9 protein-coding genes are annotated in these 16,700 nt (G+C 44.8%); 1 reads left to right on the top strand and 8 read right to left on the bottom strand.

The window, feature by feature from the left end; translation table 11 throughout:
• Positions 1–446: 446 nt before the first annotated feature.
• Positions 447–7,802 carry a peptidase gene (locus ACNEUN_RS04785; protein ID WP_463631189.1) on the bottom strand — a complete coding sequence of 2,452 codons (7,356 nt, stop codon included), beginning with the start codon at positions 7,800–7,802 and terminating at the stop codon, positions 447–449.
• A gap of 666 nt (positions 7,803–8,468) precedes the next feature.
• Between ACNEUN_RS04785 and ACNEUN_RS04780 the strand changes: the two genes are divergently transcribed.
• Entirely contained in the window at positions 8,469–8,849 is a 381-nt protein-coding gene (locus ACNEUN_RS04780) for a hypothetical protein (RefSeq protein WP_463631187.1), read from the top strand.
• A gap of 11 nt (positions 8,850–8,860) precedes the next feature.
• On the opposite strand, the gene metF is transcribed toward ACNEUN_RS04780, so the two are convergent.
• From metF to tsaB, 7 genes are all read right to left on the bottom strand, one after another.
• Positions 8,861–9,715 carry a methylenetetrahydrofolate reductase [NAD(P)H] gene (gene metF, locus ACNEUN_RS04775; protein WP_427877183.1) on the bottom strand — a complete coding sequence of 285 codons (855 nt, stop codon included), beginning with the start codon at positions 9,713–9,715 and terminating at the stop codon, positions 8,861–8,863.
• 3 nt (positions 9,716–9,718) lie between these two features.
• Positions 9,719–12,058 (bottom strand): 5-methyltetrahydropteroyltriglutamate--homocysteine S-methyltransferase, encoded by a 2,340-nt coding sequence (metE, locus tag ACNEUN_RS04770; protein ID WP_463631185.1) that lies wholly within the window; start codon positions 12,056–12,058, stop codon positions 9,719–9,721.
• A 372-nt stretch (positions 12,059–12,430) separates the two neighbouring features.
• Positions 12,431–12,988: a SixA phosphatase family protein gene (locus ACNEUN_RS04765; RefSeq protein ID WP_463631184.1), complete on the bottom strand. Its 558-nt coding sequence runs from the start codon at positions 12,986–12,988 to the stop codon at positions 12,431–12,433.
• A gap of 9 nt (positions 12,989–12,997) precedes the next feature.
• Complete coding sequence (locus tag ACNEUN_RS04760) at positions 12,998–14,137, bottom strand: tRNA (adenine-N1)-methyltransferase (RefSeq protein WP_463631287.1); 1,140 nt, start codon at positions 14,135–14,137, stop codon at positions 12,998–13,000.
• A 112-nt stretch (positions 14,138–14,249) separates the two neighbouring features.
• Complete coding sequence (tsaD, locus tag ACNEUN_RS04755; protein ID WP_427877189.1) at positions 14,250–15,293, bottom strand: tRNA (adenosine(37)-N6)-threonylcarbamoyltransferase complex transferase subunit TsaD; 1,044 nt, start codon at positions 15,291–15,293, stop codon at positions 14,250–14,252.
• Positions 15,294–15,315: 22 nt separating this feature from the next.
• On the bottom strand, positions 15,316–15,846 hold the full coding sequence (rimI, locus tag ACNEUN_RS04750) for a ribosomal protein S18-alanine N-acetyltransferase (RefSeq protein ID WP_427877191.1): 531 nt from the start codon (positions 15,844–15,846) through the stop codon (positions 15,316–15,318).
• A gap of 25 nt (positions 15,847–15,871) precedes the next feature.
• Positions 15,872–16,699: a tRNA (adenosine(37)-N6)-threonylcarbamoyltransferase complex dimerization subunit type 1 TsaB gene (gene tsaB / locus ACNEUN_RS04745; RefSeq protein WP_463631181.1), complete on the bottom strand. Its 828-nt coding sequence runs from the start codon at positions 16,697–16,699 to the stop codon at positions 15,872–15,874.
• Position 16,700: the final 1 nt, after the last annotated feature.

Genomic DNA, 16,700 nt, shown 5'->3' with positions numbered 1-16,700 from the left:
TGCCAATCGTTAATAACCGTGTTTAATCGCCGAGATTCTTCGATTTTTCTTCTTCATTCGATGAATCACCATCAAAGATGCTGAGGTTCATCTCATTCAGTGCGAAAAATCTCAAATCTCTACCACACTAATATTCCTATGATTAAAACCAATTAGTCTACTGTGAGTAGATTTGGCTGTTGAGTGTGAGGAGTGGGTGTTGCTTGGTCGAGCAATATAAAAGCGGAGCGATGTTAATAGTCTCGCTGATTAATAACTGTTTTTGCAGGGAAAGTAAGTAAGAAACTAAACTTAACTATGCAACTGTTAAGTCCAAGTAAAGTATAAGAGCGCAGCGCTGCGAGACAAGCAACACCCACACCTCACGCGTGCCTAGTGCATATGAAAAACCCTCGCGGATTATCGAAGGATAACCTGCGAGGGAATTTGCTTAGTTACGCGCAAAACTACTCGTTGGAATGCTTGCGACGGCGAGAAGCTACACCTGCAACACCAAAGCCAGCAAAGGCCGCAGCAATACTTGCAAACATTGAAGTCTCAGCACCAGTCTTAGCGAGCTTCAAACCAGAACCACCACGCAAACTACCAAGCAACGCAGCCCTAGCAGCCTTAAGATTCCTCAAAGCCGCATCAACCTGAGCCTGAGTAGCATTCTCATCAGCAAGCACACGACGAGCCTCAGCCAAAGCCTGCCTATAGGCTCTAGCTGCCGCAGTGTTTGCATTAGTGTCTACAGCATTGTTAACTTCGATTTGCAAAGCAGACTTATCAACCGAAGCACTCTGAGAATCACTAATCTCAACAGCAAAACCATCACCAGCATTAGGGTCATAGCCGCTACCGATTCCACTACCACTGCCAGTGCCAAACGGGTGATTAAGCTTATCCTTAGCAGCCTGAAGCTTTCTCAAAGCCTCATCAACCTGAGCCTGCGTTGCGTTAGGATCTGCAAGCACGCTACGAGCCTCAGCCAAAGCATTCTCATACGCTTCAATATCAGCCTTGTTACCAATAATGAAGTACACAGACTTACGGAAGCTAGCATCAGCATCAGCCTCAGTCTTAAGCTTAGACTTATCCGTGCTGTTTTCATCCCTAAGCTTATCCTTAGCAGCCTTAAGCTTCTTCAAAGCCGCGTCAACCTCAGCTTGAGTTGCGTTAGGATCATCAAGCACAGAATTAGCTTCGTCAAGCGCCTTCTTATAGTCTTCAAGAGCCTGCTTAGACGCATCATCACCCTTAGCTTGAGCATTCTGATACTCAGGAGAATTAGTGAAGTTATCACCAGCCTCTTGACGCAAAACAGACTTGACTGTGCTGTAGTTGTCTTCAATCTTCTTCTTGGCAGCTTGCAATGCATCTAGGGCTTCGTCGAGCTCTTTTTGAGTTGGAATTTTAGTGCCAGCTGTAAGATCAGTCTTTGGCTTGCCAGTAGTGCGGTCGAACTTCTCAAGCATCTCCTTGGCTTTCTTCAACGCAGCCTGGTATGCCTTCATGTCGGCGTTGTCGTCGCTACCATCCTTCGCAGCATCGGCGTTCTTGAACGCAGGAGTATTCTCGAACACGTCATCACGCGGGTCGTCTTTGCCGTCCTTAGACAAGTCAACTTCTTTTTGAAGATTAACAGAGCTGGTCTTGTAGTTGGCAAGAATCTTTTCCTTGATTTCCTTCAGTGTCTGAAGAGCCTCGTCAACTTCCTTCTGAGATGGGATGCCGGTTTCACCCTGCTTTGGCGCAGAACCGTCGTCGTTGAACTTCTTCAAGAGGTCTTGAGCTTTCTGCAACGCAGCTTTGTATTCCTTTACATCAGGAATATCTTCCTGGCTATCACCCTTCTTGGCAAGAGCGTTCTGATACTCTGGGCTGTCCTCAAACTTCGGATTGTGGACATTGCCAGTCGCATCCTTATCGTCAGCTTCCTTCTTGAGGTTAGCCGCGTTGGTCTTGAAGTTGTCGGTGATTGCCTTCTTGGCAGCCTTCAAATCTTCAAGCGCCTTGTTAACATCCGCTTGCGATGGACGCTCTCCCGGCTTTGCATTTTGATCAGGATTCTTGACCTTTTCGATAAGCTCGTTTGCTTTAGCAAGCTTGTCGGCGTAGTCCTTGAGCTTCTTGGTTGCAGAAGTATCGCCAGTTGTATCAGTTTCCGTCTTCGACTGTTCAAGCGCGTTCTTGTACTCAACCGTCGCCTCAAACGGAGGTATTACATCCTTGCCATGTTCGTCCTTATCACCAACTTCGTTCTTAAGCGCGTCTGTGTTAGTTGGATAGTCGGTTGTAACTTTGTCCATGGCAGCTTTCAAGGTATTAAGCGCATCGTCAACTTCCTTCTGAGTTGGAGAAGTCTGACCCGCCTTCAAATTGCCGTTCTCATCGAACTTATCGAGAATATCCTTGGCCTTCTTCAGAGCGCTGTCGTTAGTGTTCTCATCAAGATCATTAACGGCTTTCTGAGCCGCGGTCTTATTTTCAGAAGCCGCAGAGGTGTCATCCTTAAGAGCCACAGCATTATTGTATTCAGGCGTGTTCTTAAAGTCGCCACTCGCAAGTTCCTTTGCATCCTTCAGCAAAGACGCATTGGTCTTGTAGGTGTCGGCAATAGTTTGCTTTGCCTTCTTCAAGGCATCAAGAGCCTCGTCAACCTGCTGCTGCGTTGGACGTTCACTGAACTTAGCAGCGTCTTTCTTAGAAAGTAAATCACGCGCAGCCTTGAGTGCCTTCTTATAAGCCTTGACATCGGCGTTTTCGTTGGTGCCATCCTTCTTGGCGTCGGCGTTCTTGAACTCTGGAGAGTCCTCGAATGATCCAGCAGTTGCCTGAGCAGCGCCGTCTGCAGTCGACTTCTTTGCTTCCTCATCAAGCTTAGAGGTGTCAGTCTTGTACGTATCCAACTTGGTACGTGCTTTATCGAGAGCATCAAGCGCATCGTTAATCTGCTTCTGCGTTGGTTTTGCGTCTTGTGGCGTATCTTTATCGCCATGCTTCTTCAAAAGCTCCTGAGCTTCGGCCAATGCCTTGTCGTAATTGGCCTTAGCTTTCTTAGCCTCATCATTCTTCTGGGTATCTTCAACTAATTTAGTTGCGTCATTTGGATCTGCCTTCATGAAGTGAGGATCAGACGCATTGCGATACGCATCAGAATCCTTTGTGCCCTCAACAGCAGGATTCGTGCCATCTGCGTCTTTGCCGTGCTCGGCAACGCTCTTTTCAAGCTTGGTGGTGTCGGTGTTGTAGGCGTCAAGTGCCTTGCGAGCATCGTCAAGCTTCTTCAATGCGTCATTGACTTCCTTCTGCGTTGCATCAGGTTTCTTGAGCAATTCCTTTGCGGCATTAAGAGCATCACCATAGGCATCTACAGCTGCCTTAGCAGCATCATTCTTAGCAGTATTGGCACTGCCGTTATCATTCTTGAAAGCAGGCTGATTTGCATTCTTGAATGCAGGCGTCTGCTGGGTATTGTCATGCTCGTTAACAGACTTAAGCAGAGCGTCAGTCTTAGTTGCAAACTTGTTCAAGTCAGCAGCTGCAGCGTTCATTTCCTTAATGATTGCGTCAACATCCCTGTTCAGCGGCTCACCGTTTGCGTGTTTCTGGATGCCATCAAGATAATTCTTGGAGGTCGGGTCACCCTTTGCATCAGGAATCTTAGTGTCTTGTGCATCTGGATCCTTGTCGAGCTTGTTAGTAAGCGCCTTCTTCAGCTTCTCTACTGCGGCGTCATACTTCTTTTTAGCTTCTTTTGCTTCTTCGCTCGCATCATCTGCGGATACATTCTTGTATGCAGGGCTTTTTTGTATCGCAAGGTCATTTAACGCAGCTGCAGAAAGCCTGCTAGTATCGGTTGCATAGGCGTCGATAATCTTGCGTGCTTCAATAAGCTGATTTTTAACCGCGTCAACTTCTGTTTGCTTTATTGTGCTACCAGGCTTCTTTAATTGTTCCATCAAATCTTTTGCAGCATGATAAGCGTCGTTATAGGCTTTGAAGTCTTTGGCAGCTTGAGAATCTTTGCCCTCAGCTTGCGCTTTATCAAAGGCATTGAAGTAGGCTGGCATCAAATAACCACTGAAGTTGTCTGCAATAGCTTCAGCTAAATCAGTTGCTTTTGTCTGATACTTATCAGCATGAAGTGCTGCTTCAGCGTCTTCAAGCGCCTTCTTTGCGTTGTCTACATCAGCCTTTGTAGCATTCTTGTCACCAAGAACTCTCTTAGCTTCTGCAAGTGCCTTGTCGTAGTCCTCAACAGCTTTTTTAGCAGCAGGGTCGGTGTCTTTCTTCGCGGCGGCGTTCTTGTAGAAGACACTTTGTTTGCTTTCGTCGTTTGAAGGATTATCGAAGCTCTTTTGCACAGCAGCGTCAAGAGGAGCCTTGTCGGTTGCGTTAGCGTCGAGAACAGCTTTAGCCTTCTTAAGATCATCAATAGCCTTGTTTACTTCCTTCTGGGAAGCGTTTGGATCCTTGGAAACCTTGTCTGCCTGCGCTACAGCGTCGTCGTATGCTTTGCGCTGCTCAGGAGTAGAGTTCTGGTAGGTTGGGTCAGCGGTCTTGAGTTTTTCATCACCTTGCTTAGACGTATCGCCAGTGTTCACCTTGCCATCCGTGGCAATCGCTGCGCTCAACCCATCCTTGTTAGTGGTGAAGTCGTTAAGCTTCTTGCGAGCCTCGTCCAGCTTAGCCTTGGCTTCGTCAACAGCCTTTTGCGTGGCGTTGGCGTCGTCCTTTAACGCCTTAGCGTCTTCGAGAGCCTTGTCGTAAGCCTTCTTAGCCTCTTTAGCTGCATTGTTTCTGGCTTCGTCAGCCTTACCATCAGCTGTCTTGAAGTCAGGATCGCTTACGTTCTTGAACTGATTCGTTGCTTGCGTACCAGTTGCTGCAGTATTGCCTTCTTGAGCCTTGCCATTGGCATCAATCGACTTTTTCAGCTCTTCTTTCTTGGTAGCATCACCATCAAGAGCTTTGCGAGCCTTTTCCAGCTTAATGGTTGCATTGTCAATATCGGCTTTTTGCTGCTCCGTCAACTTCGATTCTTCTGTGTTTTTAACTTGATCGTACAAAGTTTTAGCAGCACTGAGTGCATCTTCGTAGTCTTTCTTTACCTTGTCAGAAGCGTTGTAATAGGCTGACTGTGTTGGAACATCTTTGCCCTCAATAGCAACTGTCTTGTGCTCGCCAATCGACTTCTGCAAATCACTCGTCTTATTCTTCGTCTGCGGCACAAAGATAACGTTAATCGCCTTAGGCGTGTTGTTTGGATTCTTTTTATACGGATCTGTGTATACACCGCGATAATATGTCAAAGCATATGGTGCAACAAAAAGACGTGTCTTAAAAACTTTGTTCTGCTTAGCAGCAACAGTTACAGAACCAGCCTCGTCGTCCCATGTATACTTACCCACCTGCGACTCTTCATCACCCATATTCGCATCTGAGTTAGCAACTTGTGGATCGCCTATCCAATATGCGCCATTCATCATACCAAGGGTCAGCTCGGTAGTAGGTTCATCATTTTCATCAATTGAATAATTCATATGAGATTTGCGTGGCTTGCCGTGCGCACCTTCGTGATCGAGCGCTTCACCACCCGTAAGCGTGCGCAAACCTGTTTTCTGATCCTTAGGCGTGGCTTTGATAAGTTTCACAATCTCAGGAGCGGTGAACTTTTGAGCTTTGGTTGGGTCATAACGATAGATGAGTGTAGTGTGTTTATCATCACTCCACGAGAAACCCTCATCGCTATCGCGACCATCGAGCTTATTCTTTACAAGCTCAACGTTATAATCAGTACGAATATCTGGGAGACGCGTGAGTTTATCTTTGATTATGTCTGAAGTAAACTTCGCAAGTGCTTTATCAGTCTTAATGGTTACATTAATATTATTTTCTTGTAAGCCGTTTGAACGGCCTTTATTAGCATCGCCTGCGTTAACAAGGTCACTCGTAATGTAGGAAAGTGTAATTTGATCTTTGCTGGTAAGACCAAGCTCTTGGTTATCTTTGTTAGCGTCAAAAATAGCTGTTTTAATTCGGTCAAGTTCGGCGTTTGAGTAGCCAAGCGGATTAGCAACAAAGACTGCTTTATCGGCTGTAGGAACAGAAATATCCTTTTCCTCAAGCTTCTTCAACACGAGGTCGCGCAAAGGAATCTTAGGAGCGTCGTTTGGATCCACGCCGTCGAATTTGATGGTGAACGTGCCGTCATCGTTGATGCTTACCTTGTCTTGAGCTACATGATTAAGCTGTGCAAGCTTGCGTTTAATATCGGCTTTTACCTCGTCGGACACCTTGGACGGGTCAGTGTCCTCAACAATCGGCTTATCGATGCGCGTATCATAGCGCGCAACCGTAAGCGGAATAGCTTGCGACTTAAAGCCCAAATACGTAACCATATAAGTGTTAAGCGTCTTCGCGCCAGCCTCATAAGTCTTATCTTTTGCGCCTTTAGCTGATGTTTCCTTATTAATAGCATCAAACGTAGTCTTGTCGTAGGCATCCGAAGATTTTACGTTAATATTTTGCGTAAATGCTCCAGAAAGCTGATCATTTACCGACTTTTTATCACTACGCGCGGTTTCAACATTGCCAGCTTCAGTAATTGCTGCTTGAACCTTTTCAGGAGTAAGCTGCTCGTTATACTTAAGAACCACAGAGCCAGAAGTCTTTGGCGGAACAAGCGTTACAGTGCGGAATACGTTTGTTTTATAAGCAATATCTTCTTTACCATCTTTATTAGTTACATACACGAAAATAGATCGACTGGCTGTATACTTCTCAGCGCCTCCATTAAGGTTACCATCCCTAAAAAGAGTTTTCATCTTAAGGTCAGCAGAACCATCATCATTCGCAGTAAACTCATATTCGCCAGAATAGGCTTGGTGTTTACCTGAATTTTTCGAGTAAAAATCAATACCTCTCTCACTTTTTTCATTATTGAAACCATTTGTCTTAGAAGGGAAAATAGCAATACTGGTAATCTTGCTACCATCTTTTGGCTTATCAAAGTGGAAGGTTACGGTGTGTGTTTCGCCAGCTTTGCTATACGTATTGTCTGAGCTTCCCCAAGCATACGCATTTGGCATAGTGCCAGCGTTATTCTCGTTAATTTCAATCTTGGTATTAGTAGTATCTTTTGTGTCTGGCGTAATTTTATTAGGATCTGGATTTGCTGTACCATCAGATGCGCGATTCTGATTTTCAGACGCAGTATCATCAGATTGTGGAGCTTTATCACTCAAATCACGCTTTGAACGCTTATTTACAACAGTAGATTTATCTTTAGTATCTTCAGTAGTTGTAGTATTCTCAGACTTCTTATCTTCAGTCTTTGCTACAGACTGCTCAGTCTGCTCCCCTGTAGCAGACTTCTCTTCAGTCTGATTCTTTTCTTCAAGCTTATTAGCGTCAGTCTGATTCTTATCGCCAGTCTGCTCCTGCTTAGCAGCGTCCTTGGCCTCAGCGTTATTAGACTCAGTTTCCTTAGCTTCAGGCTGAGCATCAGCCTTACCATCATCCTTCTTACCAGCATCATCCTTCTTACCAGCATCAGCCTTCTTACCAGCATCAGCCTTCTTACCAGCCTTCTCACCAGCAGTCACAGGAGCAGTATTAGTATCAGCCGCAGCACCAGCATCCGCCGCCATTGCAGGAGTTGCACCAAAAGCGAACGCCGCACCAGCCAGCACGCCAGCGGCACCAACCGTAAACGCCGCCACTTTGCGAGCGTCAACAGCCTTTTCAATCGCATTACTTACTGCAGCATCCAGCGTTACCTTGCGAGCGTGCTTTCCGGAATTTGAATTAGCCATATGATATATCCTTCCGTTTTTCCTTTTATATGTTTATGTGTTTTAAGTCTCTATATCTCTGTTAAAATTTTTTGAAAAATTATGAAAGAATTAAATAAACTAAATACGATCAAAACAAACTAAGAAATTAAATAATGAATATATACAATTCACTTATAACTCCTTTCGTTATAACGTATTATCTTTCATAATGTAGAACTAGGATTCATCCTAGCAGTTAAACGCATTTTAAGAAAGATTCTCTATAACAACTAATAGCCATTACCCCCCCCCCCCCGAGCCACATTATTCCAACGTTTTCGCGCACTCTTTTTATTTTTTAAAATTTCACAATTGTGTGATCATAATCATAGTTTCTTAATTAAGAATAAGCATAAGTTTAGAACAATCAACCCAAATTAATACACTTTACACACATATTTGTCTTAAAAAATCATTACCAGCTTATGTATTTATTTTATACATTTCTTTAAATTTTATACATTCGCACGTCGCAAAATCAAATTTTTATACTATAGTAGAAAAATATTATAGTATAAAAGAAAACGCAACGAACGCGCATAAAAACAACGAAACGCACATTCAAGCGCACTAAAGATTTCACGAAAAATAGAAAATAAAAAAATATAAAAATAAAATAAAAAGAATTAAGAAGGAAGGCAAGAAGTGTTTAACAGTACCAGCAGCAGCATAATATCAATACTTGCCATACTTATTTGCTTAGCAATCGGCATATACTTCGCAGGAATACCACTACAAGTTAAAGCAATGACAAAACAGCAAAACGTCACTCAACAAGCACTTAGCGTACTGAGTTTTGCAATGATTATTATAGCCTTCCTTTACAGAATGCAGCTTCTGTCTTGGATTATGATTTTCTCAATTTGCGTAGGAATGATTATTGGCAAAATTTCACCAGTTCACAGCGCTTTGCTTAAAAAATTCCCGAATGTTTTTCTGCCAAAAAACGATGAAAGAAGAAACGTCGCTCACGCAAACAACGCTCACGCAAGCGACGCTCACGAAAATAAGAAAAGCAAGCGCTAGTAGACACTCACCTACCCGATTTTCGTAAAAAGTGGCTTCACATTCGCCCAAATCCTGCGCGCAATTCCCGGATGATTCATGGTATACAAGTGAATACCATCCACGCCTTCAGCAATTAAATCGTTAATCTGCTGTGACGCAAAAATACTGCCAGCCTCGCGCAAGCACTCAGAGTTACTACCCCAACGGCTCATCATTGCGGAAACCTGTGAAGTAATACGCGAAGAGCAAAGACTCGTCATGCGCTGCACTTGCGAAGCATTCGCCACAGGCATCACACCAGCCTCAATCGGCACGTCAATGCCTGCAGCGCGAACTAAATCACGGAAACGCAAAAAATCTTCATTATCGTAAAACAGTTGCGAAATTAAATGCGTAACACCGGCATCAACTTTGCGTTTAAGATTCTCAATATCCGCTTGCAAAGTTTCCGCTTCTGGATGCTTCTCCGGATAGCAAGCGCCAAGAATAGGCAAATCCGGGCGCTTGGAACGAATATACGACACCAAATCACTAGCGTGCTCAAAAACGCCGGCAGCCTCTTGACCTGCAATCACATCACCGCGCAAAGCCAAAACTCCAGAAACACCAGCGTTACTAAACATTTCTAAAGCTTCGTCAACAGCATCATAGTCAAGATAGCGAGCCGTCAAATGAGCCACAGCCTTAATACCATACTCTGAACGAATTGTGTTCGCTATTCGCGCAGTAGCAGTACGATCCTGCAGCTTTCCAGTGCCGTAAGTAACCGAAATAAAATCCGGGTCGAGGCCTTGCAAACCATCTAAAGTATCGTAAATCGTACCAATAGGAGATGTGCGCTTAGGTGGAAAAACTTCCAGCGAAAACTTTGGTTTATAAGGCATCACTCACCCCTTGCTCGGCTGATTGCTTAGCTTGTTAGCTTGCAATTGTGCACGCACTTCTTTAGCAGCAGCAACCAGATTTTCCAAGCTCGGCCAAGTTTCTGCGTCGCCTCGAGTTTTAAGACCGCAATCCGGGTTAATCCACAGCTTCTCGGCAGGCATCTTACGCAAAATCTCGTGAATACGCTCAACAAGCTCAGCCTCGCCAGGCACGCGCGGAGAATGAATGTCGTAAACTCCAGGGCCAGCTTCCGTCTCAAAATGCGCGTCATGAATAGCGTCGAGCACAACCAAATCTCCACGAGAGGCTTCGAAAGAAATCACGTCCGCATCCATAGCGTCAATATCGCGAATAATGTCATTAAACTCCGAATAGCACATATGCGTGTGAATCTGCGTAGTAGCAGCCACAGCAGAATGTACTAAGCGAAAAGCTGGAATAGCCCAATCCAAATACTTCTTATGCCAATCAGAGCGACGAAGCGGCAACTTCTCGCGCAAAGCAGCCTCATCAATCTGAATCACACGAATACCAGCGCGCTCCAAATCCAACACTTCATCGCGAATAGCAAGAGCCAACTGCTGAGTCTGCTGCTCGTGAGTAATATCCTCGCGAGGCCAAGACCAGTTAAGAATCGTCACCGGGCCTGTAAGCATGCCCTTAACAACATGCTTAGTGCAGCTTTGAGCATAAGCACTCCATTCAACAGTAATCGCAGACTCGCGAGACACATCCGACCACACGATTGGAGGCTTCACGCAGCGAGTACCGTAAGACTGCACCCAAGCGTTCTTCGTAAACTTAAAGCCACGCAAATGCTGGCCGAAATATTCAACCATGTCGTTGCGCTCAAACTCGCCGTGAACAAGCACATCCAAACCAACTTGTTCCTGATGTTCAATGCACTGAGCAATACGCTCTCGCATAAACTCGTCATAAGCTTCGCGCGTAATCTCGCCTTTTCGAAGAGCGGCTCTAGTGTTACGAATATCTTTAGTTTGCGGGAAAGAGCCGATAGTTGTTGTTGGCAGATCCGGCAAACCAAGCGCTTCTTTCTGCAAACGTTGACGCTCCGCTCGTGCAGGCTCTCTTACAAAATCAGATTCTTTAAGATTAGCTAAACGATTTGCCACATCCGCGTCTGTTTGCACTCGAGAACCATCAAATAAAGCCTGATTCTTAGCAAGTACAGCACTGTTTTTGCGCTCTTCTTCACTAGATTCTGCAAGTTTTGCAATATCTTGAATTTCCTGCAATTTTTCCGCAGCAAAAGCAAAATGTTGCAATACTTCCGCACCCAAAGCGTCCTCACCAACTGTACTAAAAGGCACATGAAGAAGTGAGCAAGCAGTAGAAACAGCCACACGACTCGTAACCTTCTCACGAATCGCATCAACTAAACCAAGACTTACAGCATAATCATTACGCCAAATGTTACGACCATTTACAACGCCTGCAAAAAGCGTAGTTTTTTCGTTTACGCCGTAACGCTCAATAGCGGCAAGATTTTCTTCCTTACCTTCAACCAAATCAACGCCAATACCATCAAAACCGAGATTATTTACTGTTTCGTAAGCATCAGCAATATGACCAAAGTAAGTATTGAGCAAAATTTTAACTTCATCGGAACGCGCTTCAAGAGCCGGCTTATAAAGAGACTCGAAAAGCTCTAAATCGCCATCTTCTTTATCTAAAGTCAAATACGGTTCATCAAACTGAATCCATGACGCATTAAGCTCACCGAAACGCTTCACAATATTCGCGTAAGCGTTACTTAACGCCGAAATCACAGACTCTGTTACTTTCAACTCTTGCGCTTCTGGGGTTCTAGCAAGCTTCAAAAAAGTGTATGGGCCAATGAGCACAGGTTTTGTTTCCAAACCTTGAGCACGAGCCTCCAAAAACTCATCAAAAGGCTTAGTGCCAGCCAAATGCAAGTTTTGTGCATTCTCAACTTCCGGCACAATGTAATGATAGTTTGTTGTAAACCACTTCTTCATTGGTAATGCTGTAACATCACCGCGTTCGCCCTGGTAGCCGCGAGCTAATGCAAAAAGAGTATCTTCTTTATTTTCAAAATTAAGAGCAGTATAACGCTCAGGAACAGCACCAAGAAGTATCGCAGTATCTAACATCTGATCGTAGTAGCTGAAATCATTGCTAGGTATAAGATCTATACCGTTTTCTGCTTGCAAACGCCAATGCCTTGCTCTCAAAACTTTCGCTTCTTCGCGAACATCGTCAAGGATTGCGTCAGACTTCCAGTAGCGTTCAATAATTTTTTTCAACTCGCGATTAGCACCAATACGAGGGAAACCAGATACGGAAGTTAAAACAGACATACGATCCTCCAAAATATTCTTCGTGACTCGCTTTAGCTTAGCAAAAATTCGCTTAAAATGGTCATTCACGAACTTTGGGTGTCGTTATAAATTAAATTTATATGCTCAATTGCGTGTGTTCCTTCTATTGGACGAAGTGTGTTGTATGACGGATAATCAGGTGTGAGCAATGGGAATTGCTTGTCTCGCAGCGCTACGCTCTTATACCTTACTTGGACTTAGCGGTTGCATAGTTAAGTTTAGTTTTTAGTTACTTTCTTTCAAAAATAGTATTCATCAGCAAGATTATTACTATCGCTCCGCTTTTATATTACTCGACCAAGCAATTCACATTGCTCACACTCACTCAAAATATGAGTACATATGTAAACACTACTCAAAGGATTTGGGAGTGAGTACTGCGAGCGCTGTTGCGCCACGCAAGCCGCAAGTGGAAAATGGGCGATCCGACACAAGAACCACAACAGAGGCGTTAGAAAGTCCTAAGCGCATTGTTCCAAGCACATCAGGGTCTGAATCAGGTGAAGAAAGCCACTGCGCAGCCATAGACATCGTTGGCTCATGACCCACAATCATCGTCGTATGAACATCGTTTCGAATATCATGCAACTCGTCCATAACAGACTGCATTCCGCCGTCGTAAAGACTTTTGCGAGACTCAACCACAGGAGTATCACCGAAACGCTTAAGCATACGCTTCAAAGTTTGCTCAGTGCGATTCGCGCTAGAACACACAATATAATCTGGCACAAGTTTTAAAGATTCCAAGCCTTTTGCCATAATTTTCGCCTGCTTTAAGCCCTTATCGGTAAGGCCACGACCCCAGTCGTCGCCCATTTCAGGAGCTTCAGCCTTCGCATGACGCATCAGCAACAAAACGTACTTACTATGATGTGCTTTCTTCATAAGCTTTTTCATTGGTGATGCCATAATGCTCTCCTACTTAGCTTGATTATGCGCTGATTGTTGCGCTGATTGTTGCGCTGATTGTTGCGCAGATTGCGACTCTTGCGATTGCGACTCTTGCAGCTGCGAACTTTGCGGCAATTGCGCAAGCTGCACGTCTAAATCGCGCAATACTTTACGAAGTTTACGATCCGAAATATCGCGCAAAGACAAGTCTTCCAACTGTTCAGCGCGCTCTTCTTCTGTCATATCGTCAATATCGCTAACAGTATCTTTAGTTCCATGCTCACGCTTCTTCAAAGCGCTAAAACCTTCTGCCATTGCGCGCGAAACAATCAAAAATCCAGTGTGACCAATCATCGCGTGATCTGGGCGAACCGCTAAACCTTGCGCTTTCCAAGTGCGCTCCAAGGTTTCTTGAATTTCCGGCTCTGTCCACATGCCGCTTTCTCTCAAAGCTTCAGCCATTCTAGACATTTGCGTAGTAGTCGTCACGTACGCAACAAGCACGCCTCCCGGCACAATAACGCGATGCGCTTGTTCAAGACGATTCCAAGGGTCAAGCATGTCTAGCATAATGCGATCAACACTATGAGCTTCTAGGGTTTTTGCAACGGAATCAAAATCGCCAGTAAGCAGATTCCACCATTCTGGGCGCTTACCGTAGTACAAAGTTGCGTTAGATTCAGCAATGCGCGCAAAATCCGGGCGAAGCTCAATCGTAGTAAGATTTCCACTCTCCCCAACTGCATCTAAAAGACTTAAGCTCATAGCTCCAGAGCCAGCACCTGACTCTAAAACGCGCATACCGGAACGAATATCGCCAAGAGAAATTACTTGCGCAATATCTTTCGGATACATAATTTGCGCACCTCTAGGCATAGAAAGCACGTAGTCAACCATGCGAGGTCGCATAACTACATAATCCCAGCCACCAATAGCGCGTGCTGCCTTCCAAGGCTTATTGGAAGATTTAGAAGGATCCGAGATAGCTTGTTGCGTTTCGCGCTTCGCACTAACAGTAGTAATTACAATGCCTTCACTTTGGCCAATCACATCGTCGTGACGTATAAGACCGTGCTCAGTTTGCGTAACACCGCCCACAACAAGTTGTGCAGTAATTCGCTTACCTTTACGATCAGTGAACTGAATCTTCTCACCTACTCGCAACATTCCACTACGCGAATTAACTGACTGCACAAAACACCTCACTTATTTTTCGAAAAACTTTTTATAGCTACTCTTTTATCACTACTTTTTAGCGCAAATTTTATTATTTCTACTATTATAAACTTACCGTCGTAAGCGGCATAGCAGAATCTATTGCAAAATCTGGAGCAGAAGGACGAACCCCAGCTTCCACCAAATTCACGCCTAGCATTGCAACCATAGCGCCGTTATCTGTGCAAAGCTTAAGCTCCGGCAAACGTACTTCAATTCCATGCTCCTTGCCGCAAGCCAACAAATGTTCACGAAGCTGCGAGTTAGCAGAGAATCCGCCGCCAATCATCAATGTTTTAGAACCGTACTGCTCGCAACCCATCATAGCTTTGCGTGAAAGCACTTCCGCCACAGAATTAGCCAAAGAAGCACACACGTCGTCGACTGGAATTTCAAGACCCTGAGCCTCACGTGCCTCCACCCAGCGCGCAACAGCAGTTTTTACACCCGAGAAGCTGAAATCGTAAGGATGCTCTTTGCCGGAACGACCTTGCGTCAAACCTTGCGGAACTTTCAAAGTATCCGGGTTACCAAGCCTGCCATGCCTATCAATATGAGGACCACCAGGGTATGGGAATCCAAGCAAGCGCGCAACCTTGTCGAAGCACTCGCCTGCAGCATCGTCCAAAGTTGTGCCAACAACGTCAATACTTCTTGCAATATCGTTTACGTGAAGTAGCGAAGTGTGACCGCCGGAAACAATTAAAGCAAGCACATCTTCCGGCACGTCGCCGAATTGCAATTGCGTTACTGCAATATGCCCAATTACGTGATTAATACCATAAATTGGCTTATTTGCAGCCCAAGCCAGCGCTTTAGCTCCCGAAACTCCCACAGCTAAGCAGCCTGCAAGACCAGGACCTGCGCTTACTGCAATCGCGTCAATATCGCTTAAATCCATATTTGCATCTGCTAAAGCTTTAGAAACAACCGGCACAAAAGCTTCAGCGTGCGCACGAGAAGCAATTTCTGGAATTACGCCACCGTAACGCGCATGCTCTTGCATTGAAGATGCCACCACATTTGACACCAGCGTACGTCCGCGCACAATTGCTGCGGCAGTTTCGTCACAAGTTGATTCAATTCCCAATACGATTGCTTCGCTCATTGCTATTCCTCGTTATTTCTCGTTATTCCTCGTTTGCGTTATTTTTTTCGATTAGATCAGCGCACATCGTGTACGCATCCACGCCTTCTGGCTGATAGTAACGTTTTCGCAAACCCATTTTCGTAAAACCAAAACGTTCATACAGAGCGAGCGCAGGAACATTATCGACTCGCACTTCTAACAGCATGCGTTTAGCACCAATCTGTTTTGCGGTTTTAATCATGGTTGATAAAAGCTTAGAGGCTATGCCTTTTCGTTGATATTGTTTTGCAACGCCGATTGTCATTATTTGTGCATCGTCGCCGTCAAACCAGTATCCGGCATACCCACATAACGTATGCGTATTTTCGTCAATTTCTGCATAATACGCGCGCATAGGAGCTTGCAATTCCTGCGAAATCATGCTCTTATTCCATGAGCCTTTACCAAATAAGTCGGCTTCAATAGGCGCTATTTTTTGCGCTAACTCATCGCACGTAAAATCGCATTTCTGCACTATATTGCAGCTCTCGTCTACTGCCGGAAATTTAGAACGCGTTATATCAACAATCATAATTACTCAAATCGTTAAAACGCTTCTATTTTTCTTTAGCTCTAGTTGCCTCGCCAGATCCAAGCACATGCTTAAGCGGATTTGGTACAGACACGTCAGGACGGCGCAAATACAGCGGTTCAACAGCTTTTACATGCTCATCTTTATTTGCACATTCCAAAGAGCACTGCTCGAAAATTTGCAAGCCTTGTACACCCAAGTCAAGTGCGCAAACTTCAGCAATAACGCCAATATGCGAAATATTTCGCCAATCTTCAACGTACTTTTTAGCACCGTGTCCGAGCACATCTACGCAATAATTTTCATCGTTTTTACTTGCTAAATACTCGTTCACGCGCGCAACTACGTTCTGCGGATAGTCAATATCCATATTTACTACAGCATTTCCTTCATCATCGTACAAAGACATGTACACTTGGCGACGACGAGCATCGTTTAACGAAAGCACATAATGATGAACTGTAGAATCGCAAGAATCAGCAGAATCCGGAATATTTAGCAATAAATCCTTGCAAATAACGCCATTTTTGCGCGCTTCTTCAAAGGCACCAGAACGCATCATCAAACTTTGAGGAAGAAGACTATCGCACCCCAAAATTTGAGCATTATTAGCGAACGCGATTGCTTTCGCAGCAACCAATCCCGCGCGAAGTCCCGTAAAAGGAGCAGGCCCTACTCCCACAACCACACGATCAATATCAGAAGGCTTAAGACCAGCAGACTCCACGACTTTCGCAATATTTACCTGCAAGCGCTCCACGTGAGTGCGAGAATCTGTTTCAACAATCGGCTCATAACCCACAATTCCAACAGTAGAACCAAATGAAGTATCAATAATCAGCGTATTACTCATG

This window comes from Gardnerella sp. C0684A1 (genome assembly GCF_055326835.1).
Note: the sequence above shows the minus strand (reverse complement) of the source record. Positions and strands in the feature narration are given on the sequence as shown.

Bases quoted from the DNA above. Each gene is read 5' to 3' on its own strand.
- ACNEUN_RS04785 (WP_463631189.1), bottom strand. From the start codon at position 7,802: ATGGCTAATTCAAATTCCGGAAAGCACGCTCGCAAGGTAACGCTGGAT.
- metF (WP_427877183.1), bottom strand. From the start codon at position 9,715: ATGCCTTATAAACCAAAGTTTTCGCTGGAAGTTTTTCCACCTAAGCGC.
- metE (WP_463631185.1), bottom strand. From the start codon at position 12,058: ATGTCTGTTTTAACTTCCGTATCTGGTTTCCCTCGTATTGGTGCTAAT.
- ACNEUN_RS04765 (WP_463631184.1), bottom strand. From the start codon at position 12,988: ATGGCATCACCAATGAAAAAGCTTATGAAGAAAGCACATCATAGTAAG.
- ACNEUN_RS04760 (WP_463631287.1), bottom strand. From the start codon at position 14,137: ATGTTGCGAGTAGGTGAGAAGATTCAGTTCACTGATCGTAAAGGTAAG.
- tsaD (WP_427877189.1), bottom strand. From the start codon at position 15,293: ATGAGCGAAGCAATCGTATTGGGAATTGAATCAACTTGTGACGAAACT.
- rimI (WP_427877191.1), bottom strand. From the start codon at position 15,846: ATGATTGTTGATATAACGCGTTCTAAATTTCCGGCAGTAGACGAGAGC.
- tsaB (WP_463631181.1), bottom strand. From the start codon at position 16,699: ATGAGTAATACGCTGATTATTGATACTTCATTTGGTTCTACTGTTGGA.